Origin of the sequence: Halanaerobium saccharolyticum, assembly GCF_003053565.1 — a bacterium.
GTDB lineage: Bacteria > Bacillota > Halanaerobiia > Halanaerobiales > Halanaerobiaceae > Halanaerobium > Halanaerobium saccharolyticum_B.
This window is the reverse complement of the sequence record NZ_QAXS01000017.1, coordinates 37,625-58,985: the sequence shown is the minus strand read 5'-3', so window position 1 is coordinate 58,985 and position 21,361 is coordinate 37,625. Positions and strand designations below refer to the sequence as shown.

General features: G+C 31.4%; 29 protein-coding genes. 6 read left to right on the top strand and 23 right to left on the bottom strand.

What is annotated here, in order from left to right; all coding sequences use genetic code 11:
- Positions 1-39: 39 nt before the first annotated feature.
- From C8C76_RS08160 to C8C76_RS08105, 12 genes are all read right to left on the bottom strand, one after another.
- The gene (locus tag C8C76_RS08160; protein ID WP_108140552.1) at positions 40-1,503 is read right to left on the bottom strand and encodes a S41 family peptidase; all 1,464 of its coding nucleotides are present in this window, start codon (positions 1,501-1,503) and stop codon (positions 40-42) included.
- 90 nt (positions 1,504-1,593) lie between these two features.
- Positions 1,594-2,010, bottom strand: a complete 417-nt coding sequence (locus C8C76_RS08155) for a pyridoxamine 5'-phosphate oxidase family protein (protein ID WP_108140550.1) — start codon at positions 2,008-2,010, stop codon at positions 1,594-1,596.
- 63 nt (positions 2,011-2,073) lie between these two features.
- On the bottom strand, positions 2,074-3,153 hold the full coding sequence (locus C8C76_RS08150) for a mandelate racemase/muconate lactonizing enzyme family protein (protein ID WP_108140548.1): 1,080 nt from the start codon (positions 3,151-3,153) through the stop codon (positions 2,074-2,076).
- A gap of 13 nt (positions 3,154-3,166) precedes the next feature.
- Complete coding sequence (locus C8C76_RS08145; protein ID WP_108140546.1) at positions 3,167-4,129, bottom strand: alpha/beta hydrolase; 963 nt, start codon at positions 4,127-4,129, stop codon at positions 3,167-3,169.
- A gap of 61 nt (positions 4,130-4,190) precedes the next feature.
- On the bottom strand, positions 4,191-4,772 hold the full coding sequence (locus C8C76_RS08140; RefSeq protein WP_108140544.1) for a CPBP family intramembrane glutamic endopeptidase: 582 nt from the start codon (positions 4,770-4,772) through the stop codon (positions 4,191-4,193).
- 190 nt (positions 4,773-4,962) lie between these two features.
- Positions 4,963-5,919: an RNA-guided endonuclease InsQ/TnpB family protein gene (locus C8C76_RS08135; RefSeq protein ID WP_258222452.1), complete on the bottom strand. Its 957-nt coding sequence runs from the start codon at positions 5,917-5,919 to the stop codon at positions 4,963-4,965.
- Positions 5,920-6,311: 392 nt separating this feature from the next.
- A complete protein-coding gene (locus tag C8C76_RS08130; RefSeq protein WP_258222451.1) occupies positions 6,312-6,896 on the bottom strand; it encodes a GNAT family N-acetyltransferase in 585 nt (194 codons plus the stop codon).
- A gap of 112 nt (positions 6,897-7,008) precedes the next feature.
- Positions 7,009-7,569, bottom strand: coding sequence for a DUF2975 domain-containing protein (locus C8C76_RS08125; RefSeq protein WP_108140540.1), 561 nt, complete (start codon positions 7,567-7,569; stop codon positions 7,009-7,011).
- 44 nt (positions 7,570-7,613) lie between these two features.
- Positions 7,614-8,153 (bottom strand): GNAT family N-acetyltransferase, encoded by a 540-nt coding sequence (locus C8C76_RS08120; RefSeq protein WP_108140537.1) that lies wholly within the window; start codon positions 8,151-8,153, stop codon positions 7,614-7,616.
- 25 nt (positions 8,154-8,178) lie between these two features.
- On the bottom strand, positions 8,179-8,895 hold the full coding sequence (locus C8C76_RS08115; protein ID WP_108140535.1) for an SDR family NAD(P)-dependent oxidoreductase: 717 nt from the start codon (positions 8,893-8,895) through the stop codon (positions 8,179-8,181).
- Between the two features lie 57 nt (positions 8,896-8,952).
- Positions 8,953-9,744: a thymidylate synthase gene (locus C8C76_RS08110; protein ID WP_108140533.1), complete on the bottom strand. Its 792-nt coding sequence runs from the start codon at positions 9,742-9,744 to the stop codon at positions 8,953-8,955.
- Positions 9,744-10,256 (bottom strand): dihydrofolate reductase, encoded by a 513-nt coding sequence (locus tag C8C76_RS08105; RefSeq protein WP_108140531.1) that lies wholly within the window; start codon positions 10,254-10,256, stop codon positions 9,744-9,746. Before C8C76_RS08105 ends, C8C76_RS08110 begins: the two co-directional genes overlap by 1 nt.
- Before the next feature lie 214 nt (positions 10,257-10,470).
- Between C8C76_RS08105 and C8C76_RS08100 the strand changes: the two genes are divergently transcribed.
- Positions 10,471-10,980: a nitroreductase family protein gene (locus C8C76_RS08100; protein WP_108140529.1), complete on the top strand. Its 510-nt coding sequence runs from the start codon at positions 10,471-10,473 to the stop codon at positions 10,978-10,980.
- Here the strand turns inward: C8C76_RS08100 and C8C76_RS15495 are convergent.
- The 6 genes from C8C76_RS15495 to C8C76_RS15125 all read right to left on the bottom strand — a co-directional run bounded on the left by C8C76_RS15495 (position 10,937) and on the right by C8C76_RS15125 (position 15,447).
- Positions 10,937-11,179: an alpha/beta fold hydrolase gene (locus C8C76_RS15495; RefSeq protein WP_375135291.1), complete on the bottom strand. Its 243-nt coding sequence runs from the start codon at positions 11,177-11,179 to the stop codon at positions 10,937-10,939. The genes C8C76_RS08100 and C8C76_RS15495 overlap by 44 nt on opposite strands.
- Positions 11,180-11,470: 291 nt before the next feature.
- Positions 11,471-12,115, bottom strand: a complete 645-nt coding sequence (locus C8C76_RS08090; protein ID WP_108140525.1) for a hypothetical protein — start codon at positions 12,113-12,115, stop codon at positions 11,471-11,473.
- A 90-nt stretch (positions 12,116-12,205) separates the two neighbouring features.
- Positions 12,206-12,850 carry a flavin reductase family protein gene (locus C8C76_RS08085; protein WP_108140523.1) on the bottom strand — a complete coding sequence of 215 codons (645 nt, stop codon included), beginning with the start codon at positions 12,848-12,850 and terminating at the stop codon, positions 12,206-12,208.
- A gap of 19 nt (positions 12,851-12,869) precedes the next feature.
- Entirely contained in the window at positions 12,870-13,892 is a 1,023-nt protein-coding gene (locus tag C8C76_RS08080) for a GNAT family N-acetyltransferase (RefSeq protein ID WP_181248174.1), read from the bottom strand.
- Positions 13,893-13,942: 50 nt separating this feature from the next.
- Positions 13,943-14,629, bottom strand: a complete 687-nt coding sequence (locus C8C76_RS08075) for a PHP-associated domain-containing protein (protein ID WP_108140520.1) — start codon at positions 14,627-14,629, stop codon at positions 13,943-13,945.
- A gap of 458 nt (positions 14,630-15,087) precedes the next feature.
- Positions 15,088-15,447 (bottom strand): cupin domain-containing protein, encoded by a 360-nt coding sequence (locus tag C8C76_RS15125; RefSeq protein ID WP_219909375.1) that lies wholly within the window; start codon positions 15,445-15,447, stop codon positions 15,088-15,090.
- Between the two features lie 355 nt (positions 15,448-15,802).
- Between C8C76_RS15125 and C8C76_RS15120 the strand changes: the two genes are divergently transcribed.
- A complete protein-coding gene (locus C8C76_RS15120; protein ID WP_181248173.1) occupies positions 15,803-15,985 on the top strand; it encodes a hypothetical protein in 183 nt (60 codons plus the stop codon).
- A 6-nt stretch (positions 15,986-15,991) separates the two neighbouring features.
- Here C8C76_RS15120 and C8C76_RS08055 read toward each other — a convergent pair whose 3' ends face one another.
- The 4 genes from C8C76_RS08055 to C8C76_RS15360 all read right to left on the bottom strand — a co-directional run bounded on the left by C8C76_RS08055 (position 15,992) and on the right by C8C76_RS15360 (position 18,657).
- Entirely contained in the window at positions 15,992-16,315 is a 324-nt protein-coding gene (locus C8C76_RS08055; RefSeq protein ID WP_108140518.1) for a type II toxin-antitoxin system RelE family toxin, read from the bottom strand.
- Positions 16,316-16,335: 20 nt separating this feature from the next.
- A complete protein-coding gene (locus C8C76_RS08050; protein WP_108140516.1) occupies positions 16,336-16,635 on the bottom strand; it encodes a type II toxin-antitoxin system Phd/YefM family antitoxin in 300 nt (99 codons plus the stop codon).
- Between the two features lie 334 nt (positions 16,636-16,969).
- The gene (locus tag C8C76_RS08045) at positions 16,970-17,725 is read right to left on the bottom strand and encodes a class I SAM-dependent methyltransferase (protein ID WP_258222450.1); all 756 of its coding nucleotides are present in this window, start codon (positions 17,723-17,725) and stop codon (positions 16,970-16,972) included.
- A 29-nt stretch (positions 17,726-17,754) separates the two neighbouring features.
- Positions 17,755-18,657 (bottom strand): GNAT family N-acetyltransferase, encoded by a 903-nt coding sequence (locus C8C76_RS15360; RefSeq protein ID WP_258222449.1) that lies wholly within the window; start codon positions 18,655-18,657, stop codon positions 17,755-17,757.
- Between the two features lie 118 nt (positions 18,658-18,775).
- Here C8C76_RS15360 and C8C76_RS08035 point away from each other — a divergent pair, with 118 nt between their 5' ends.
- Entirely contained in the window at positions 18,776-19,192 is a 417-nt protein-coding gene (locus C8C76_RS08035; RefSeq protein WP_108140512.1) for a hypothetical protein, read from the top strand.
- Positions 19,193-19,263: 71 nt separating this feature from the next.
- Positions 19,264-19,542, top strand: coding sequence for a helix-turn-helix transcriptional regulator (locus C8C76_RS08030; RefSeq protein WP_108140510.1), 279 nt, complete (start codon positions 19,264-19,266; stop codon positions 19,540-19,542).
- 263 nt (positions 19,543-19,805) lie between these two features.
- On the opposite strand, the gene C8C76_RS08025 is transcribed toward C8C76_RS08030, so the two are convergent.
- Complete coding sequence (locus tag C8C76_RS08025) at positions 19,806-20,327, bottom strand: GNAT family N-acetyltransferase (RefSeq protein ID WP_108140508.1); 522 nt, start codon at positions 20,325-20,327, stop codon at positions 19,806-19,808.
- 282 nt (positions 20,328-20,609) lie between these two features.
- On the opposite strand from C8C76_RS08025, the gene C8C76_RS08020 reads away from it, so the two are divergent.
- Positions 20,610-20,834, top strand: a complete 225-nt coding sequence (locus C8C76_RS08020) for an AbrB/MazE/SpoVT family DNA-binding domain-containing protein (RefSeq protein WP_108140506.1) — start codon at positions 20,610-20,612, stop codon at positions 20,832-20,834.
- A complete protein-coding gene (locus C8C76_RS08015; protein WP_108140504.1) occupies positions 20,831-21,226 on the top strand; it encodes a type II toxin-antitoxin system death-on-curing family toxin in 396 nt (131 codons plus the stop codon). Before C8C76_RS08020 ends, C8C76_RS08015 begins: the two co-directional genes overlap by 4 nt.
- Positions 21,227-21,361: the final 135 nt, after the last annotated feature.

Genomic DNA, 21,361 nt, shown 5'->3' with positions numbered 1-21,361 from the left:
TCAAGGGCAATGCGGTCATCCCAACCATTAAAATTTACTCTAAAAACTAAATTCTGTCTTCAACATCACTTTTTCATAGATTTTTTGACATAACCCAGTAATATCTGGTTGAATTCCTTTTCTTTTGGGCATTCCTTCTATTGCAAGTTCATAGGTCAGGGTAGAATAATGGAGGCGCATCCGGGTATTACTTAAAACTAAGTCTTTGGAACTATCGGTACAGACATATGATCCGCCAGTTTCACTTCCCACTATGGTACCAAGTTTATTGTATTTAAAAAAGGCAGCGAAATGAGCGGCTGTTGAAAAATTTGCACCATCTGTTAGAAGAACAATTTCTCCCTCAAAATTATTTTCGGCAGCTTCAATTGGATCTGTAAAGCCTAATAAGCGCTGGAGAAAAGGAAGATCATCAGTAAAATAGTCAGTTTCTTTACTAACTAAATAGGAAAGTAATGTTTTTGACATGAATGGATTACCGCCAAAATTACCTCTAAGATCAATAATTAAATTAGAAATTTCTTTTTCATCTAGTTCCTTGAAAAATTCCTCTAAAAAAGAATCAAATTTTTCGTCTTTTTCCTGCATGAAAACATTTAAATCAAGCAGGGCATAATTATTATATATTTCACTGTCATAATAATTTCCGTCACTATAGTCTGCAAATTGAAGGCTCCAGGAGTTTAAATTATAACTGCTATTTTGTTCTGCATTTAAATCAGCAGTTAACTGATTTCCATTTCCATCAAAATATTCAACAATAAATTTATCTGAATTATCAACAAAATCATAGAAACTGCTGTTAAAATAGTTGCTGATTATATACCGCTGTTTTGCCTCACCATCTCCGTCACCACTAATGTTTTCAATCAGCTTTTCTATGATTTTTTCGCTGTTTAAATCATTAATTGTTTTGATTTTATTACCTGTCTTAATTCCACTTTCTGGATCATCTTCTAAGAAAAAAAGTTCATTATTTATCAGAGTTACCTGCAGAGGAAAAAACTTTGCCTTTTCTTCTCTATTTTTTTCTAATGCCTCTGAAATATACAGATTTGTATGTCCACAGTTGATATTAGCAATTAAAGGATTAATCAATCTATAAAATTCTAACTCTGTCATTCCATCTTCAATCAGATTATATCTTTGAGCAAAATCTGCTTTTAATTTCTCTCTATAAGTAAATATAAGTGGATTTTCATCCATAATAGCGCTTTCTATCTGCTTTAAATCCTGAACTAATTCCTCTCTGCTGTAGTTTTTATCTTGAGCAGCCTGCACATCAATATAAGTGCCGAAAAAACCTGTGTAATACAAGAGCAAAGCTGCCAGCAAACTGAAAACCGTCCAAACCCCAAATATTTTTATTCGTTGGCCCTTTAGTTTCCTTCTTAATGCAATAAATGAAAATAGTAAAATAAGTGAGCAGAAAATAAAGATCACTGCAGATAAAATAATCCTATTAACTGGTAATATACTTGATTGATTTACTGAAAATATCATAAATACCCCTCCTAAAGATTTATTGTGAATTAATAATATATTATTCTATAAACAAATACACCCATCTAAAGTTAGGGTTTTAAGATATTTTTATTCACCAATATATTTAACATTGTCCTCTCTGTCAGAAACAATAACCTCTTCAATGTTAAAAATTATTAAATTAATATCTTCTCCCAGAATAAATTGAGGCATCTCACAGTTTTTCATGTGCATTTTTCTATAGTACTCTTCTTTTTCATCTCCCGTATTTAAAGTTAGAGCTGTGCCTAAAAACATAGCACTTTTATTAGTTGAATTTGAAAATATGAGCAGTGATATATTTTTGTTTTTTTGAATATTAGTATATTTTTTGCTGTTTTTTCTACTGCTTAAGATAACTATATTTTCTGATTCTAGATAGGTATAATTCATCAATGATAAGTAAGGCTTTTCATTCCAACAGGTTGCCATACTACACAATTTATTGTTTTTCAGTAAAGTTTTAATTTCTTTTGGAATTTCCATAATTACCTCCTCTATGCTGGCAAAGATTAATATAATGTTTTATGAAAAATAATCTTCTTCAACTTAAATCTCTTCTAAATACTCTTTTTTGAATTTAAAGCCCCAGCCATTTCTTTCTCTCGGATATATATATCCATCTTCTATTTTCATTTTATTGTCTATTAATTGATCAATCCAGTCAAAAGATTCAGCTCCATATGGTTTCGAAATTGTTGTGAGCAGGGGAACATCATAATCTTTATAATAATGAGGAAGAACAGGAATATTATTTAAAATAGCTAAAGAAGCTGATTTTTTCCATTCTTCAACTCCACCAATTCTTATGATATCTGGCTGCCAGAGATCTATAGCATTTCTTCTAATGAGTTCTTTTAAAGCTGTACAATTGTATTCCCTTTCTCCCATTGCAAGAGCAATATTTGTTTTACGTCTAATAATTTCATAACCGGAAAAGTCATTGTGCAAAATTGGCTCCTCAAACCAGTGAATACCTATCTCTGAAGCAAGTTTAGAGAGTTTAATTGCTTCTGGAACTTCCAGGCCCTGATTTGCATCAATCATAATCTTTATATCTCTTCCAACAGTTTCTCTTACTTTTTTAATTCTTTGAACATCTCTTTCAATATTTTCTGAACCGACCTTTATTTTTACTGCTTTAAACCCCCGTTTTTTATAATCTTTAACCTCTTCTAATAATTCTTGTTCTGAATAAGATAACCAGCCCCCACTTCCATAGACAGGAATTTTGATTTTGCTTCCTCCAAGAATTTTCCAGATTGGCTGCTCTAATTGATGGCCCCAGGCATCCCACATTGCAATATTTAAAACTGCTAAAGCCCATCTCTGCAGACCGGGATTACCAAAATATTCTGTTTCAGCTTCATAATCTTTTTTTAATTTAACTGTTTCATAAATATGATATTCTCTTTCTAAAATAAAATTCTTTAAATCTTCTAGAGCACCTTTTATTGCATTAGGAGAATAATGAAAGGAAAGCAGATAACCCTGTCCTCTAATTTCTTTGTCAGTAACTATCTCTAGAATATGAAAAGAAATATCTGAAATATCATGGGTTGCGTCAGAAATTTTTCGAGAAGTCTTAGATTTTGCCTTATAAATTTTTAGATCTTTAATCTTTGTCATAATAACCTCCCTCTTAGAATTTTTCTCTTATAAATCTTTTTATTTCCTGGGCTATAAGATCAGATTTTTCATGATGGACATAATGTCCAGTATTAAGCATTTTATAATTTCCACTTTTAACCTCATCTAAGTACTTAGATAAATCTGCTGTCCAATTGGGAATAATACTGATATCACTATTTTCTGCTATAAAAAAATACATTGGGATATCTGAAGGTATGCCGTTTCTTTTTACTTGGGAAGCGTTCTCTTCAATATAATCAATTTCGTTTAACATATTTTTTGTCAAAGAACTTTTATAAAAAACTGCAGTAAGTTTTTCTTTATCTTCAACTGTTAAATCTTTAGATTTAAGTAGAGGTAAATTTTTTTCTAATTCTGACCTCCCCATAAATCTGGTTAATCCTATTTTTGACATAAAATACATGATATATAATTGACTTTTACTGGGGAGTTTAAAAGCTGAATTCAAATAATGATCTGGAATTGCTGGATCAAGTCCTATAATTGCTCTAATCTCGTCTGGATATTTTTGAGCCCAGCAAATTGCTTCTAAACCTGACATTGAATGAGGTACAAGTACATATGGCCCATCTTCCCCTGAAAGTTTTAGTGCTTTTCTTGTTTTTTCAAGCATTTTTTCTATGTCTCCTGAGCCTGCTGATTGTTCACTCCAGCCATAACCAGCTTTTTCTACTACTGTAATCCTATACTCATCTAATAATTTACTCCACAAAGGTTTAAAATCTATTGTCGGGCCACTTGTGCCAGATCCTGCCATAAATACAAGAGTAATATCACCCTGGCCCTCAGTAAATACATGCATTTTATTATTATCAACCGTTATTAATTTACCAGGAGGAGGATATTTTTTGGCTTCATTTCTGAGCTGATATATATGATAAAAAGTGGAAAAAATCAAAAGTGCTGCTATTAATCCACTACCTAATAATAAAAGCTTCCCAAATATTTTCATTTCATCCCTCCAGCATATTTTTTTATAATCCCCAAATTAATTTTATCTCTATTTAAATAGATCAACTTATAGATAAAAAATTTACTATTAAAAAAATCGCAACAACATCTGCTAAAAGATGGGGAATCCAGGCAGCAAAAACATTTTTAGTTTTATAATAGATTATCCCATAGATAATACTGTCTATGAAAATAGTGATAATATCAAAACTAATAATAGAAAGTGGTCCACTAGCATAGTGCAGAGAAGAAAAAACAGCTGAAGATATTAAAATTGCTGGTATAATCCCGATATACCAGTTTAATCTTTTCTGAAAAAATACGCGAAATATTAATTCTTCTCCCAGTGTTGCTGCAAATAACATGATCATAAAGGGGATTAAGTGTGAAGGATCAATTAAAGGAATTCTAGATTGTATATGCTGCAGAAAACCAGCAAAAAAATATTCACCAATTATTAGGGTAAGCACCTGGGTAACAATTACCACTAAGATGACTAAATACCAATTATTTTTTAGATCAGATAGTGTTTGTTTAAACTTAAAACCTATATCATTCCAACTTCTTCCCCTTTTCTTGCGCTCAATAAGTAGATAAATTAGGGGTGCTAGATTGACATCCTCCCCGCCCGTTCCTATCGTCACGAACGAGGATTCCTTAAAAGAACTTGCGAGGTTGTCGAATGATTAGAAGGCAGTCTATTTCTAGTAGCCCAATTCGACTTCGACTCGAGGCTGTGCCATCAGCCCTCCTGAGATAGCCGACTATACATTTCAATAGTATAATCCTAGCATTATGCTAATATAGGCACTCAGGCACTTAGACTATTACCATCTAAGCAGATTGTTGCTCTAAATATTTATTAGCTATATTACGACTTGCATTTAAATCAGAGTGGATATGATTACCACACTCGCAAGAGTATAAGTTAGCTTTGCGGTTAGATTTTTTAACCTTAGCACATCTAGAACAACTCTGGGAAGTGTACTTTGGATTTATGTATTCCACCTTAATCCCAGCTAATTCAGCCTTATATTCAATAAATTGTTGAAGTTGATAGAAAGTCCAGCTGTGGATGTTTCTATCTGCTCTATTAAGACTATTAGCAGTATTACGGATATTTTCTAGATTCTCCATAATTATAGTACCAACTTTCTTTTGCACAGCAAAATTAATAAGCTGGCGACTAATTTTATGGTTTAAATCAGTCATCCATCTCTGCTCTTTGTCATTAATATTTTTAATAGCTTTAACTTTTTTTGATTGACCCAGTTTTCTTCTTAACATACGATACTTTTTGCGGATAAAACCTGCCTGTTTACCATTGTGAAATTGGCGATTAATTTCTTTGCCTTGGGGATTTTTAACACTGGCAACCGCTAATTGACGAAGCCCTATGTCAATTCCCATTAAATTAGAGGTAGAAGTTTTTTTAGCCGCAATTCTAATTGTTACAGCAAAATACCATTTGCCTCTTTTGTAGAAGAGACTGGCTTTACCCAATTTGCAGCCACTATTGATATGCTGCTGCAGCTTTTCAAATCTTTCAGTCTGCTTAACAGGAAAAGCAAATCTTTGACATTTAGTTGTATAAAGAGGAATTGAGATTATATGGTGATCAATCTTATAATTTTGATTATTATAGCAGATAGGCTGGTTAGCTTTGAATTCGATATTATCTTTATCAGAACCAGATTTTAAAAATAATTTGTGGAGAGCTTTAACTTCCCTAATATTCTGATTCTTAACAGCAGAAGGTAGGTTTATATTCTTAAAATCAGCAGAACTCAATTCAGTTTTTCCTGCTTTAAGTTTAATAGCAATAGCCTGACGATTTTTAACTACTTCTGCAATATTATTTAAGAATATATTTTCTTTTCTTTTAGTTGGTTTTAATAACTCCAGCACATATGTTAATTGCATAGCAAACACCTTTTCATTAATTATTAGATATCAATGATATTTTAATCCAATGCAAAAAACTTTATTACTAAGTATATTATACCACTAAAAGAACAAGTGTTCAACATATAAATTAGCCGATTCATCCCCGCCCATTGACATAAGCGAGGCTTTCTCGGCTAAATTAGGTAATGAAACTCTTATATTCAGGATAGAGAAACGAAAATATTACAGTCAGACCCATAACAGCAATCATTTCATATAGTAAAGCGTTTGATTTTTTAAGCATTATAATACATATCGTAGACAACATAGCCTTTAATCTCTGCAAGTGACCCAGGATAAGTTTCCTGACACATCATACATCGCGGTTCTTCCATAGGAAAACCACTGGTTGGATAAATATCATAGTTACTTGAAGTCTCAAAACCAAGTCTATTATAAAAATTAAAGTCGCCTTCAACTGTTATTCCTCGGTATCCCAATTCTTTTACCTTGTTAATTCCCTGAGTTAACATAGCAGTACCTATTCCCTGTTTGAAGTGATCAGCATGGACTGCTACCGGGGCCAGCATTATTATTTCAGTTTTAGCATTATTATGATGTCCGCCTTCTTTGGTCGGAGATAAAGGAAAATGTGAGAACATAAAATGTCCTACAACTTTATTTTCAAGCTCTGCTACAAATGATAATTCCGGTATATAATACTTAGAGTCTCTAATTTCTTCAATTAATGCTACTACATCTGTACCATCTGAATATGGAGTCCCTTCCTTAAAAGATCGTAATACAAGTGATACGATATCTTGATAATCTTTATGTGTTTCTGGACGAATTTTAATATCTTTTCTGATTGATTTAGTCATTTTATTTTCCTTCCTATAAAAATATTTAATCAGGCTTAATATATATGACTTCCCAAAATTCTGAATATTTTTCGCTAGATCATCAGTCTTATATCTAAGAAAAATAATAGCTTTAATCTTTATCCAATAAATCAATTATATCCTTTTCAGTTAAAGCATCTTTAGGATTAAAGTTTTCCTTTCGCGCTTTTACTATTCTCTCGATAATAGTGTCTTCTATTTTATCATATTCGCTTTCGAGTAAGTTTTGAAACAGATCAGTAGAAACTGAAAGCACCAGGGAAGCAAAAAGAAAAAACATCCCGATTAGAATAAGCCCTGGAGCATCATCTACTTCTCCAACAATATAAAAAAGCGGCAGGGCCAGTAGATAAAGAAAGCTGATAATATATCCATACCTTTTTATCTTATTTAGAGCATTTAATATTGGCTTAGAAAAAAACTCTTCTGCTCGAACATAGTTTAAAACTTTAAATATCTGAAATAAGAGGGCAAAAAAAGGTGCAGAACTAATATACATTATAGTTAAAATGGCATACAACACATAGGCCATCTTTAAACTGCTGGCTGCAGCATCCTCAGCTATTAAGGGTAAGACAAAGATTAATAGAGCTGTGACGAGGATTCCAATTAGAATAACAGCAGCTTTTAAAAATAGAGCTTTTAGTTTCATAGATAAACCTCACTTTTTAAGTCCTAAAAAATCACAAAAAATTTCTACCAGTATTTTGGGTGATTCAACGCCTCAACACAGTGGGAGGCACCGGTAATTACTGGTATTTTACCATTATTTAAATTCTGGCCCAGCCATCCTTCGGGATAGGAAAGTTTTAAAGGAGCATTTACTATTTCTTCAGATATTTTTTTATAACCAACTTTTGAGTAAAAGTTGATATCACCATAGGTGAAGACAAGTTCTATACCTTTTTTCTTTAAATCTTTGTGGCCAAAATTAATTAACTTCTGTCCGATTCCTCTTCCCTGATATTCTGGAAGTACAGCAACCGGTGATAATAAAAAAGCGTTAAACTTGCCTTTTTCAAATTCTAATCTAGTAAAAATAATACTGGCTATGATTTGGCCATTTGCCAGAGCATTGTAGGCATATAGGTCTTCACTATTAGTTTTGGTCAATAAAGCAGATGCGAGTTCTCCTATTAGCTTTCCTTCTGCCTCGCCTTCTGAATCTGAAAAAGTTTTCACAAATAATGCTTCAATTTTATCTATTTCTTCATTTTTATATTTCCTAAATTCCATTGTTAATTCTCCTTCAACAATTAATTTATAATATTTTTTTGTATAAAAAACCTGGTATAATTTTGAGCAGCCAGGCTGCTAATCTCCAGCGTTTTGTAATATAAGCATGGTCTTTCTTTTTTTCTATAGCCCTGAAGATTTGTGAGGCAGCCGTTTCAGCTGAAGCGACCCAGAATTGATTATCTTTAACTGCCATATCTGTATCTACATAACCTGGCTTAATATCTGTAATCTTTAATGATAAATTTTCTTTTTCAGCTTTAACTCTTAAGCCCTCCATGTAATTTGAGACATATGCTTTTGAAGCGTGATAAGCGGGAGCATCATCTGCTCCCCTCAGAGCAGCAATTGATGAAATCCCTACTATATGTCCTTTTCCTCTTTTACTGAAATATTTATAGGCAGTATTTATTACAGCAGTAAAAGCTGAAACATTAAGGTCAATAGTCTTTTTTTCTTTTTCAAAATCAAGCTCTTGATTAATATAAATACAGCCAGCACTAATTATAATTAAATCTACGCCATCCATCTCTTGAATAAGTCTTTTTAATTTCTCTATACTATTCATTGATGTGATGTCCAAGCTTCTAATCAATGATTTATTGGGCAGTTCCTCCTGAAGTTTTTCTAATAGGCTTTTTCTCCTGCTAACTAGACCCAGAGTATAACCTTTATCAGATAAAATCTTTGCCAGTTCTTTTCCTATACCTGAGGAGGCCCCAACAATAACTGCTTTTTTCATAGTGATCATCCTTTTTTAGAAACTGACTGGATAAGCTAAATCACCACTTATTATCTACTAAACTGAAACTTCTCCCTTGATGGTAGGGTGAGGATCATAATCGATCAGCTCTATATCTTCAAAATCAATTTCAAAAATGTTATCAGTCTCTTTATTTATTTTAATCTGCGGTAAAGGTCTGGGTTCTCTACTCAGCTGTTCTTTTATCTGGTCAAAATGGTTGTGGTATATATGAACATCGCCACCGGTCCAGACAAATTCCCCAACCTCGAGGCCAACTACATGAGCAATCATATGAGTTAATAAGCTGTAGCTTGCAATATTGAAGGGGACTCCTAAGAAAGTATCACAGGAGCGCTGATATAGCTGACAGGAAAGTTTACCGTCAGCTACATAAAACTGAAATAAAAGGTGACAGGGAGGAAGAGCCATCTTGTCTAAGTCTCCCACGTTCCAGGCATTTACAATTAATCTTCTGGAATAAGGATTTTCTTTAATCTGTTCAATAACCTCAGATATTTGATCGATTGTGCCCTCTCTGCCTTCCCAGCTCCGCCACTGGTGGCCGTAAACATTTCCTAAATCTCCATTTTCATCAGCCCATTCATCCCAGATATGTACATCATTATCATTTAAATATTTGATATTGGTATCTCCCTTTAAAAACCAGAGCAGCTCATGAGCAACTCCTTTCCAGTAAACCTTTTTGGTGGTCATTAGGGGAAAACCCTCCTGCAGATCAAACCTCAGCTGATGACCAAAGATACTCCTGGTTCCTGTACCTGTTCTATCATCGCGATCGACTCCATTATCTAAAATTTGCTGACACATCTTAAGATACTGCTTCATTAAAAATCACTCCTAGAAATTTTATTTTTTCGCTGATAAAGATGATAAGAATATGAATAAGGATTATCGCTGTCAGTAGTTCCCTGCTTTTCTGATACTTTATCCCACTTCTGCCAGTCTATCTCCGGGAAATATGTATCTCCAGAAAACTGATGCTCAATGATTGTTAGATATAATTTATCACTGTATGCTAAAAACTGTTTATAAATTTCTGCACCACCGATGATAAACGCTTCTTTGTCTTTCTCCAAAAATTCATCCAGGATTTCTTTCTTTGAATGAACTACTTCACAGCCTTCAGCTGCATAATCTTTGTTTCTGGTCAGGATAATATTTCTCCTGCCTGGTAAAGGAAAACCTATTGATTCAAAGGTCTTTCTTCCCATGATAACTGGTGCTCCCATAGTTGTTTTTTTAAAGTATTTTAAATCAGCCGGTAAGTCCCAGGGGATTTTTCCCTGCTCTCCGATTAATTGATTCTGATCCATTGCTGCAATTATTGATAAACTCATCTGATCACCATCCCAAATCTAGATAAAATTATATTAACTGTAATCATTATAGCAAGAAATTGACTTTGAAGAAAGCAAAAATAATAATTAAGGGTTTTAAAAAGTCCAGGCCCAGGCTGATAATTTAATAATTACTAACAATTTGCATAATCAGCCTTTTAAATGATAATCTAAGAATAGAAATAAAACTACTCAAAAAAAGGAGGAATATATTATGTCAAATGAAACTATTCAAAATATCAAAGAACGGAGAAGTGTCAGAAAGTACATTGATAAAAAAATACCAGAAGAAACACTGAAAGAAATAATTGATTGTGCTCGTCTGGCTCCTACCGGTAATAATAGACAGGCCTGGTCTTTTCTAGTCATTACTGATGATGAGATCAAAAATAAAATCGCTTCTTATGCCCGCTATGGTAGATTTATTGAAGAAGCTGGTGCCTGTATAGCAGTTTTTGTTAATCAGGATAAAGCTACTACTCCAATGCAGGATGCCGCTGCAGCTACCGAAAATATCATGATAGCTGCTAAATCGCATGATCTGGGGACCTGCTGGGTTAATTCTTATCAGAAAGAACATTCACCAAAAATTAAGGAGCTGGTTAATTGTCCTCAGGAGATGGAATTAATGACTCTGATGTCTGTTGGGTATTATGATGAGAATGATGTGAGTATGCCTGCTAAAAAATTTTTATCAGAGGTAATGGTCTGGGATAAATTTTAATAAAAAATTCTTTTTGTTTTCCTGTTAATATATTTTGAAAAACAATTTCTTTATTTACAGGAGCGGCATCAAGTAATACCATCCCTGCTGTATTTTCTGGATTGATGCTTGCAAATAATCTTGAAATCAATCCGCCAAAAGAATGACCTACTAATATATAAGGTGGTCCTAAAGATCTATTATCAAGAATTTTAGTCAGATCCTGGACAATATTTATTCACTCTTGGGGCCATCTCTGCTTTCACTTTTTCCTGTCCCTGCTCTATCATAAGAAAATGTTGAGGTAATTGATTATATTTCATCCTGTATCTCTTTCCAGGTACTGCTGTCATCTCCTAAGCCTGATTCAAAAATTACTGTTGGCTGACCATTTTGACAATGTTTACAGTAGATTCTATGATTATTAATTTTATGATAGCCTTGATTGTATTGAATAATTGACATTAAAATCTCTCCAGTTATAGAAAATAGATTTTAATCTAAATTATTTCTAAAATCCGAAATGTTTATAGATCAGTTCAAATTGTTGATCAACGCTCATTTCAGTAGTTCTTTCTAAGATCTTTATCTCATTTTTAATACAGGCCTTTTTTATCTTATTAGAGAATTTAACCATCGATTTATTGCTGTGCTTAATTGTTTGTTGAGGATTTTCTGTATTATTTTCTATACACTCAAGAATCATTTTATGATCATCTCTATAAAAATATAAGTTTTCAATTTCTTTTTTTGAGGTAAAAAGTCCTATTATATTATTTTTAGAGATAAAAGGTAATATATCTTCTGGCATAACTCCTAAATCTACGATAACTGGCCTGTCATCTGGCATTTTTAATAAATCAACCACAAAAAACTCCATCATTTCCCGGGCAAAATCAACCAGCCACTGTAAATGTAAGTCGACTGGTTTATTAAACCATTTATCCCAGTCTAAATTTTGATTTGGTTTTTGAAGAGCACTATGTATTTCTGGATTAGAAAAAGATCTATATTTTAAAACATCATCTTTTAAAGTTTGAAAGCCTAATTCATTTACAAATTTTTTGGTCATCGTAGTTTTTCCAGCACAGGGCCCACCATTTAGCCAGTAGACATGTTTTAATTTTTCTTTTAAATAATTATTATTTATTTTCATTTATATCTTTCCTCCACTAAAATCTTCAATTTGAATATCTAATACATTAACAAAATGAGTTTTCCAGGATTTCTCCAGCTTCTATTATCCTCATTCTGAATATTTTTTTAAAATCCCCAGGTCAGTATCAAATATCTCACCGTTTTCTGGATTTCTGGGAGAATGAATATTATATATATATCCTGTCTTCCCATATCTCCCTTTTTTATTTTCGTCATAATAGTCTTCATCCATTGCTATATGCTTCATTTTTAAACAGACAACAACGTCATTAGCCCCTTTAAAATGGTCTTTTTTCCATAAAAAATCACATTCAATATTTAAAAAGCATTCAGCTATTCTGGGTGCCTCAACTGTTTTTGATTTTTCAGCTGTTAAACCTGATTTTTCAATTTCATCATCTTCAAAATCATTATTTTGAATAGTTGCCTGACATTTATCATATATATCGGCTGCAGGGAAATTTAAGACACATTCTTTTGTCTTCAAGAGACTCTCATATAAGTGTCCCTTTTTTGAAACTGAACCAATAAGACAGATAAATTCTCCTGCATCCCCAGTAAATGTTGACCAGGACTGCAAACAGGCATTTGGCTTTCTATTACTTTTATAAGTAGTAATTAAAAATATTGGAGATGGAATTGCTGTTAAATAATCTCCCCAGGAAAAAGTATTAAATTCTCCAGGCCACTGATCTTCATATAGATCTGGTTTATGGCTAAATTCTTTTTTCATATATATCAACTCCCTATTTCTAATACAAAAATAATATATAAAAAGAAATTAATAAAACAATTATATAGATCCATTTATTCCATTCAAATATTCTTTTACCACCGAAACTGGCAAGCGGATAGAGTGGGACAATGCTGATCATCATTATAAAAACTGACATTTCTCCCATAATTCCTAGAAATTGTGTTTGGCCCAGCTGGGTTTTAGTTATCAATATAATAGTTATCAGAGATATCCATTGGGCCAGTGCGGTGAATCCCAGAGAACGTTTAAAGTCTGACTCTTTTCTATAAACTTCTGGATACCAGTTTCCTGAAATTAGAAAGATACCATTAAAAAAAGAAGCTATAAACGGTATAATATACCCACCATCACAAACTCTAAAATGCCAATTTTCCTTTGAAAACAGTGTCCCAAGATAACCAAAAGCTATTCTAATTACAATAATAGCTGCAATTGCGGCAATAATAGATAAAGCATTTTCGATACCGTGGATGAATCCTGGCGATAATAATAAAGCTGTGAGAATTAAATATTTAAAAGCTTGGAAAAGGGAATTTCCTTTTCGAGTAGAAAGATCATCAGCCCCTAATTTAAGATAATAATCCATACCAGTTGCAAAAATAAAAGGAGTTTTAAATGTAAGTTTTAACATATCTAGGATACCAAAATTTCTCACTAAATCATCCAGACCAACTCTCTGCAGACCTCGATTAATAAACATTTTCCAGGAGCCAACATTGTCATCTCTAACGAGGGCACTGCAACCATCACAGTCTTCTTTTTCCATTGCTTTTAAACAGCGGTCAACAAGTTTGCTGCCAATACCTTTATCATGAACATTTTCATCTACAAAAATGTAATCAACATAACCAATCTTTTTATCAGCTACAGTGAAGAATTTATATAATACTGCACCAATAATATTATTTTCTTCAACAGCAACAAAACAGTTTTTTGGTTCTGGTATAAAAAGCCCTTCAAACCATTCAAAAGTTTTCTTTCCTAATTTTTTTACTTCCTCTGCTTCACTTTTTTTCATGGCTCTAATTTCAATCATGGTATATGTCTCCTCTGATATCTAATTTAATTCTACCTTAAAATTGAAGATACAAACAAATCTCCCTGGCCATCCTTTATACTCTCAATCATATCATCTATATCCTTTATTTTTCTCTCAAACTGAATTCCAGCTGACTTATTAATCTGCTTCTTATGGGTATCTGAACCTACTAACTTTAATAATTTATAATTGTCAGCATACTCAAGAGCCCGTTTGTTTTCAAAATCAGTTCTGCCGGCATTAAATATTTCAACAGCATCTACTTTGCGGGGGAACAATCTGATCATATCTATATATTCTGCTTCCCGGAATGGATGTGCATGAACTAGAAACCCTCCATCTTCATGAACCAAATCACAGTATTCAACTAGACTAAGACTAAGTAAATTAGGATGCCTTAAAAGCCACTTTTTATCCAAACCATAAGTTAAGATATCTGTCCCGCGATACGAATACTCCCAGCCAAAAAATACATCAATACCAACTTTTTTCCCTTCATTATATGCTCTTTTATAACCATTGTAAAACAATTCAATTCGTTCTTCCCACGGTAGATTTTCGGGAACGGTTGTATTTCCATTTAAAAAATGATCACTTATACATATTCCACTATATCCTATTTTTTTATATAGATTAACAAGTTCAACTGCAGATATATTAGAACATTTACTTCCTTCAGTTGTATGAGCATGCATTTCATATTTAAATGATTTCATCAATAATTCCTACTTTCTATTTGATTAAGATAATAATCTTTGCTCAATAATTTTATCAAAAGCTTGAATGTTTTTGTATTAGATAAAATTATTAGTTTGTTTATTTTTAAAATTAAAAAGATGAGCCTGGCTTTCCACGATATATGTTTCTGGAAAACTGATCCAGTAGAATTAAACCATTGTTTAGGGTCTAATTCTTCAAGTCAGAATTTAAGTATTTCTCTACTTTTATCAGTCATTTTTTTCTTTTGCCTTGAAATTTCACTAACGCTAATAAATTTGCATGGAATGTGCTGTGAACTCTTCAATCTTATCTAATGCGTAGTTTTTAAACTTTTAAAATATAAATTCTAATACTATAAAACGTATTCTAACTGACAGTCATGAGGTTCTTTAGCTACTGAGAATATTTTTTACTTCAAATAAATTAGATATCAGTCTATGATTTATTAGTATTTTTACTTATACACTTCTAAAACTAACATTTCTATCACATCATCTGAATTGTTAATTAAACCATGTGATCCAAATGGCTTATTAGTAATGATATCACCCTTTGTGACATTTTTTTCTTCATCATCAATTTTCATAACTCCTTGTCCCTCTAATATTATATAAAGTTCTTCATTATCACCATGTTTATGATATCCAATAGATGTTTTTGGTGGTAATTCCATATACCTTATAAATCTTAAATTAGTCTCAAAATCATCATCGTCAAGTACAAGGGAATTTCTTACTATTCCCTTACCATTATGACAATTATTCTCCTCTTTCACTTTTGAAGATAAAAAATTCTTTATTTTAATTTTAATCACCTCTTTTTTAAAATAGTTAAGCTGATTGCAAATTGCTTTTCTATAATTTCTTCAAACTTTTCTCGAACAAGTACTTAAGATCATTTCTAAGCTCAACTTTAGTAATATCAAAAGCTTGTTAAACGAAAAGTTCTGTCACCTGATCAGTACAGGACCATTTCTAAAAGTTTAGCTTCTTTTTTTGATGGCCTTTGCTCTTATCTTTATTAATTAAGAACGTTAATAATATAATTCTTTTAATAGAAAAAAATACCTGCATAAATATCAAAAACATTATACATGCATATTTCATGCATTATTGTTAAGATGAAGAAATATTAGATCCTGTAAAATTAGTTAGAGAGGATCGTGAAAGATGAGAATTACAATCGATGTAAGTGCAGCTGTTGAAATAGTGATGGGTGGTAAAAGACAAAAAGATATTATAAATATATTAAATGACGCAGACTGGGTTAAATCTGCAAGCTTTATGACAGAAGGCATGACGCCAATCTCATGTTATACGATAGAGCGGGTTTGCTCTTTTGATAAAATTTAGAAATTTTTATAAATAAAAAAAGGGGTTTATCTCCCCCTTTTCAAGTATTCTTTTATATGCACTTATATAAACAACTTGATCTTCTCTTTTACCAACAGACCAAACCATAACTTCTTCTTCATTCAATATTTGATAAACAACTCTATATTTTTTCCGATAAAAGTAGATTTTTAAACAACCTGATAGATCAATTCCACTTTTATTTCCAAGTGGTTTTCTTAATTCAGGTGATCTTTTAATTTTATTAAGTGTACTTTTAAGTCTCGGTTTAATACTTCCATCTAAATTATCAATATCATTTTTAACTTCAGGATGAAATTTAAGCTTCATCAACTTAAGCTCCCTAAAATCTATTCTTTATCTAATAAATCCATTATCTCTTTTTCGCTTACTGCATCTTTAAGATCAAAGTTTTCTTTTCTTTTGGCTATAATCTCTTCAATATGGGCATCTTCTAATTGATCTTCCAGAAATTCGATTTTTTCTAGTAACATTTCATATTCTTCAATATCCATCATAATACCTTCAATATCATTATTTCTGGTAATAAAAAGCGCGGACTCTTTTGTTTTATCTAACATTTTACTAAAATTACGAACAATTTCAGAAGATGAGACCATATGATCTCTATCAATTCTTAAAGTAACCATTATCTGCACCTCCATAAATTAAAATATTTCATAAATGATTATCTTAATTAAATTATACATTAAATTTTATGTAAAATCAATTGCAATATTTTTAGTTTTAATTTATTTTGATTAATATTTATCGTTTTCTAAGGGATTAATTTGATAGATAACATATTATTTTAAAAGACTTTTTTAAACCAGCTCTTTCGTATAACGTTACTGGGATTTGCGCTCGTGCCTGGTTCCGTATGAACTGGCGGAAAGCTTGCCTTCCAAATTTCTTGCAGTTATTATTGCAAGCTTTGTGACAGAAGGCATGACGCCAATCTCATGTATACGCTGTAGCACAGCTTTACTTATGTACTATCCAGAAGCGACATTCAGTTGAAAACTCTTTTACTTCTTTATTCTCTTTAAATAGATCTTCTCTATAAAAATCTTCTATTAGCTCCCAGCCGGTCTCTTCTAGACATTCTATTATTTCTTCCCGGTTTGGAAAATGTATAAATAAATCTCTATTATCATTATCTGATGGCAGGATCTTATCTCCATATTCATAAGTTCTTTTATCTTGATTACCCGCTTCCCAGATCTTTTCTTCTTTTTCCCAGAACTCTTTAAAGTTCTCGTTATTTTCGCGATCATGAGTTGTAAAAATAAAAATACCATTTTCGTTTAAGACTCTTTTTATCTCTTTTAATACTTTAATTCTATTTTTTCTCTCTGGTATCTGCATTAATCCATTAAATGAGAACAATGCTTGATCAAAATAATTATCTTCAAAGTTTAAGTCAGTTGCATCTCCAACTATAAATTCAATTTCAGTCTTTTTTTCTTTATTTATTGTTTTAGCTGCAGATATCATTTCCGGAGTTAAATCTAAACCGATAATATTTTTATAGCCCATTTCATAAAGGTTAAATGTTGTTCTTCCTGCTCCACAACCGACATCTAATATTGATTTATTCTTATCAAAATACTTATTGATTACATATTTCTCTGATTCCCATAAGCCGATATTTTCAATGGCATTACTATAGTTTTCTGTAGCTTTTTCAAAAGATTTTTTTACAAAGTTCTTGGTTATTTTCTGCATATTATCCCTCAATTTTTTTATCTTTAATAATAAAATTCAGTTTATAAAACATATTCTAACTGACAATCATAAGGTTCTTTAGCTACTAATTCTTCATTATATTCAACCGCCTCTTTACATCCTATCGCCGTATAAAATAATTGTGTCTCTTCAGATGAATGTGCCGATATATAAAGTTTTTCTGCACCTGCGTCTTTTGCTTTTTTACATACTAGTTTAAATAAGTTTTTCCCTATGCCTTGACCACGATAATTATTAGATGCATGAATACTGGAAAGTTGTAAATAGTTATTTTTTGAACCCAAAAATTGATTTTCTAAAGAAGCAAAGCCAACAAGATTTTTTCCTTTAAATGCTCCAAACACTGTTCCACCTGTCTTTATAGTTTTTTGTAAGCATTTCACTAAAAATTCATATTCATCAATTCCCCAATTTTCAGTAAATGATATATTTTTTAATATCCATTTTTTATTTTCTTTTCGCCAACACTTAGTAACTTCCTGATGTCTGTCGAAGTTTGAAAATAATGATAGTTTCATTTCGTCAATTTTCAATGATCTATAACTGATATTGTTCATTTTCTTTCTCTTTGATACCTTAGAAAAAACTTCTATCTGGTTTCCTTCAGGATCTTCAAATTCAAAGACTATATTATCCAGGATTTTAGTTAAAGGAAAAATGATCTTTAAACCCCGGTCTTCTATCTTTTCTTTTGTTTTCTCAGCATCATCAACTTCAAAACTCAATAAACAGTTATCTCCATATTTTACTTTTTCATTCTCATTATTATGATCAAATAAGAAAAGGCGGAATCCATCTACTTCAAAGAGAAATAAACTATCACCTTTCTTAGCTGCTGATCTTTCTAAAAACCATTCATAAAAATTTATTGCTCTCTCAATATTTTCTGCAGCAATGTAAGCAGATTCTAATTTGGGTTTCATAAGTCTTTATCCTTCCTTGAGGGATGTTCTTTATTTTTGGTTAATTAAATGTCTGAAAATATAATGTTTACTTGCTTTATAAATAATACAAATAGTATAATATTTATAGGTGATGAAAATGAAATTTAAAAAATGGTTAAAATCATTTTTACGAACAGAACAAAAATATCATCAAGCTTTAAAAAGACTGGCCAGTCCTGAGGGTGATACTGAAAACTTATATGGTATTTTTGAAGATGAGACAGTCCCGGATAAAAAAGAACTTAGAAAATATTTAAGGAAAAAGATATTAGCTGAAATTGAACAAAATAATGAAAAAACAAATGATCCTAAAGAAATATTAGATCCTGTTGAATTAGTTAGAAAAGATCGTGAGAGTGATAGATTGTATAATCTAATAAATGATGAGAAAAAAGAAGAACTTTTAGAATTATACCGAGAACTAGAGAAAGCTGAAAACGAAAGTAAAGATAGTAAGGTTGGTACTTCTCATGATAAATTGATCAAAAAAATTAGAAAAGAACTCGAGAAGTAATTTCAGTTAAATTATATATCAATTTTATGTAATATAAATAGATTTAATTTTAGCAAGTGAGGTGAAACAAAATGGACTTTATGGATCACAAAGATCTTAAGAACGAACTTTTTGAATCTGAAGAAGTTAAAGAAAAATATGAAAAGCTGAATGTTATGTATGAAATAAAAAAGCAGATAATTAGGTATAGAATCGAAAATAATTTATCTCAAAAAGAATTAGCAGAAAAAATAGGAACTAAACAGTCTGCTATCTCCAGACTAGAAAATGATGGTTATAATCCGGGTGTTGAATTTCTTGATAAAGTTGCTCATGCAATTGGTAAAAAACTTGAAATTAGATTTAAATAACAGTGCTGAAGGTTCAACGGCACTGTTTTTTTGTGTTTTAAATTTTTAGTTATTAAAGCGTTTGCTACGGTTTCATATAATATTCCTAGGGTTCCCATCGTGCTCGGGTCCGTAGGACCTGGCAGAAAGTTTGCCTCAAAATTACTTACCTTATTAATTGTAAACTTTGTGACAGAGAGCATATCACGTAGGGTAGCCCGCTCTTTGGCGTTACGAGAACTCTCTGTTATGTGAAGTAATGGCATCTTCATATACAAATTATTTTATTCAATATTTATTTTATATCTATTTACATAAACTTGATCTTCTTTATCAAATACTTTGTCAACAAATTTACCACTATTTTTTTCTATTATTTTTATGGATCCAATATTGTCTTCATCACATGTTACCATTAATTTTTTAATATTCATTTGTTTTGCTTTTTCTAAACTTAATTTTAATAATTTTGTTCCATAACCATTACCTCGATATGATGGAGGTACATCATATCCTATATGTCCATATATTTTTAATGGCTTGTTTCTTATTCTAATAATTCCTATTATCTCTTGAGTTTTACTAGTGATTAGCCAGTAAGTTGAATATCGTCGCCATCCCTTTGGTAGGTTTTTTCCTTTTGCATGATCTTGTAGATCATTAACAAATTGTTTAAAATTTTCTAAAGCAGGTTTATATAAATTATAGTGAACATTTTCATTTGCATTTTTGTAATCTTTTACAGCTTTTAGAAACTTATCTTTATATTCATAAGATGGTTCAATTAATAATAATTTGTTTGACATATTTATTCCTCCTAGAAAATAATAACATAGTCATTATTTCACATAACGTCTCTGGGATTTGGGCTCGTGCCTGATTCCGCAGGAACTGGCGTAAAGCTTGCTTTTTTATATCCGTTATTGGTTAGCTTGCAAGCTTTATGACAGAGGGCATGACGCCAATCTCATGTTATCTGTTCGTTTACTTCTTTTGATCTTCCCTTAATATAATTACTTATTCTCTTTAATTTTCCTGCTTGCTTTTATAGTAATACAAATGTTATAATATAGTTGAGGTGAATGACTATGAAAACTATAAAATTAAGAAAAGTTGGTAACAGTTATGGCTTTACAATTCCTAAAGAACTTAAAGAAAAATATAATCTTAAAGAAGGAGAAGAACTTCATGTTATTGAAACTGAAGATGGATTTAAGTTAACTCCTTTTGATCCTGAATTTGAAGAATGGGCTAAAGCTTTTGATCGAACTAATCAAAAATATAAAGATGCTCTTAAGGAATTGGCTAAATGAATGACATTAAATTTATTCCTAAAGATATAATTCTTTTTTTCCACGAACAACTTGTTAAAATTTATGGTGGTAGTTTTGATATTAGAGATGAAAATTTATTAGATTCAGCTCTTGAACAGCCTAAAGCAACTTATCAGGGTGAATATTTACATGATTCACTGCTAAAAATGGCAGCAGCTTATGGCTATCATCTTTGTAATAACCATCCATTTATTGATGGAAATAAAAGAATAGCTTTTGTAGCTATGGATACTTTTTTGCAAAAAAATGGTCTAGAAATTACATCTTCTGAGAAAGAAGCCTATAAAATGATGATCCAGGTATCTTCTGGTCAGTTATCAAAAAAAGAACTAACATTATGGCTTAAAAATAACACAAAATTTATAAATTGATAAACCTTCTGAATTAATATATCAGGAGGTTTTTTGTTTCGTAATCTACTAATCGGCAAATGTCAGATAACGTATTCGTATTGCCGAAGTTTATCAGACTTAGGTAGCTCTTATCTTAGTCTGATAGATTTGGAT

What these genes read in the sequence shown, in the direction of transcription:
- C8C76_RS08150 (WP_108140548.1), bottom strand. Translation starts at nt 3,153, where the DNA reads ATGACAAAGATTAAAGATCTAAAAATTTATAAGGCAAAATCTAAGACT.
- C8C76_RS15360 (WP_258222449.1), bottom strand. Translation starts at nt 18,657, where the DNA reads ATGAAACCCAAATTAGAATCTGCTTACATTGCTGCAGAAAATATTGAG.
- C8C76_RS08025 (WP_108140508.1), bottom strand. Translation starts at nt 20,327, where the DNA reads ATGTCAAACAAATTATTATTAATTGAACCATCTTATGAATATAAAGAT.
- C8C76_RS08085 (WP_108140523.1), bottom strand. Translation starts at nt 12,850, where the DNA reads ATGAAAAAAGAATTTAGCCATAAACCAGATCTATATGAAGATCAGTGG.
- C8C76_RS08050 (WP_108140516.1), bottom strand. Translation starts at nt 16,635, where the DNA reads ATGGTTACTTTAAGAATTGATAGAGATCATATGGTCTCATCTTCTGAA.
- C8C76_RS08105 (WP_108140531.1), bottom strand. Translation starts at nt 10,256, where the DNA reads ATGAGTTTATCAATAATTGCAGCAATGGATCAGAATCAATTAATCGGA.
- C8C76_RS08120 (WP_108140537.1), bottom strand. Translation starts at nt 8,153, where the DNA reads ATGGAATTTAGGAAATATAAAAATGAAGAAATAGATAAAATTGAAGCA.
- C8C76_RS08130 (WP_258222451.1), bottom strand. Translation starts at nt 6,896, where the DNA reads ATGACTAAATCAATCAGAAAAGATATTAAAATTCGTCCAGAAACACAT.
- C8C76_RS15120 (WP_181248173.1), top strand. Translation starts at nt 15,803, where the DNA reads ATGAGAATTACAATCGATGTAAGTGCAGCTGTTGAAATAGTGATGGGT.
- C8C76_RS08030 (WP_108140510.1), top strand. Translation starts at nt 19,264, where the DNA reads ATGGACTTTATGGATCACAAAGATCTTAAGAACGAACTTTTTGAATCT.
- C8C76_RS08055 (WP_108140518.1), bottom strand. Translation starts at nt 16,315, where the DNA reads ATGAAGCTTAAATTTCATCCTGAAGTTAAAAATGATATTGATAATTTA.
- C8C76_RS08115 (WP_108140535.1), bottom strand. Translation starts at nt 8,895, where the DNA reads ATGAAAAAAGCAGTTATTGTTGGGGCCTCCTCAGGTATAGGAAAAGAA.
- C8C76_RS08035 (WP_108140512.1), top strand. Translation starts at nt 18,776, where the DNA reads ATGAAATTTAAAAAATGGTTAAAATCATTTTTACGAACAGAACAAAAA.
- C8C76_RS08020 (WP_108140506.1), top strand. Translation starts at nt 20,610, where the DNA reads ATGAAAACTATAAAATTAAGAAAAGTTGGTAACAGTTATGGCTTTACA.
- C8C76_RS08080 (WP_181248174.1), bottom strand. Translation starts at nt 13,892, where the DNA reads ATGAAAAAAAGTGAAGCAGAGGAAGTAAAAAAATTAGGAAAGAAAACT.
- C8C76_RS08155 (WP_108140550.1), bottom strand. Translation starts at nt 2,010, where the DNA reads ATGGAAATTCCAAAAGAAATTAAAACTTTACTGAAAAACAATAAATTG.
- C8C76_RS08015 (WP_108140504.1), top strand. Translation starts at nt 20,831, where the DNA reads ATGAATGACATTAAATTTATTCCTAAAGATATAATTCTTTTTTTCCAC.
- C8C76_RS08090 (WP_108140525.1), bottom strand. Translation starts at nt 12,115, where the DNA reads ATGAAAATAAATAATAATTATTTAAAAGAAAAATTAAAACATGTCTAC.
- C8C76_RS08125 (WP_108140540.1), bottom strand. Translation starts at nt 7,569, where the DNA reads ATGAAACTAAAAGCTCTATTTTTAAAAGCTGCTGTTATTCTAATTGGA.
- C8C76_RS08100 (WP_108140529.1), top strand. Translation starts at nt 10,471, where the DNA reads ATGTCAAATGAAACTATTCAAAATATCAAAGAACGGAGAAGTGTCAGA.
- C8C76_RS08145 (WP_108140546.1), bottom strand. Translation starts at nt 4,129, where the DNA reads ATGAAAATATTTGGGAAGCTTTTATTATTAGGTAGTGGATTAATAGCA.
- C8C76_RS08160 (WP_108140552.1), bottom strand. Translation starts at nt 1,503, where the DNA reads ATGATATTTTCAGTAAATCAATCAAGTATATTACCAGTTAATAGGATT.
- C8C76_RS08075 (WP_108140520.1), bottom strand. Translation starts at nt 14,629, where the DNA reads ATGAAATCATTTAAATATGAAATGCATGCTCATACAACTGAAGGAAGT.
- C8C76_RS08110 (WP_108140533.1), bottom strand. Translation starts at nt 9,744, where the DNA reads ATGAAGCAGTATCTTAAGATGTGTCAGCAAATTTTAGATAATGGAGTC.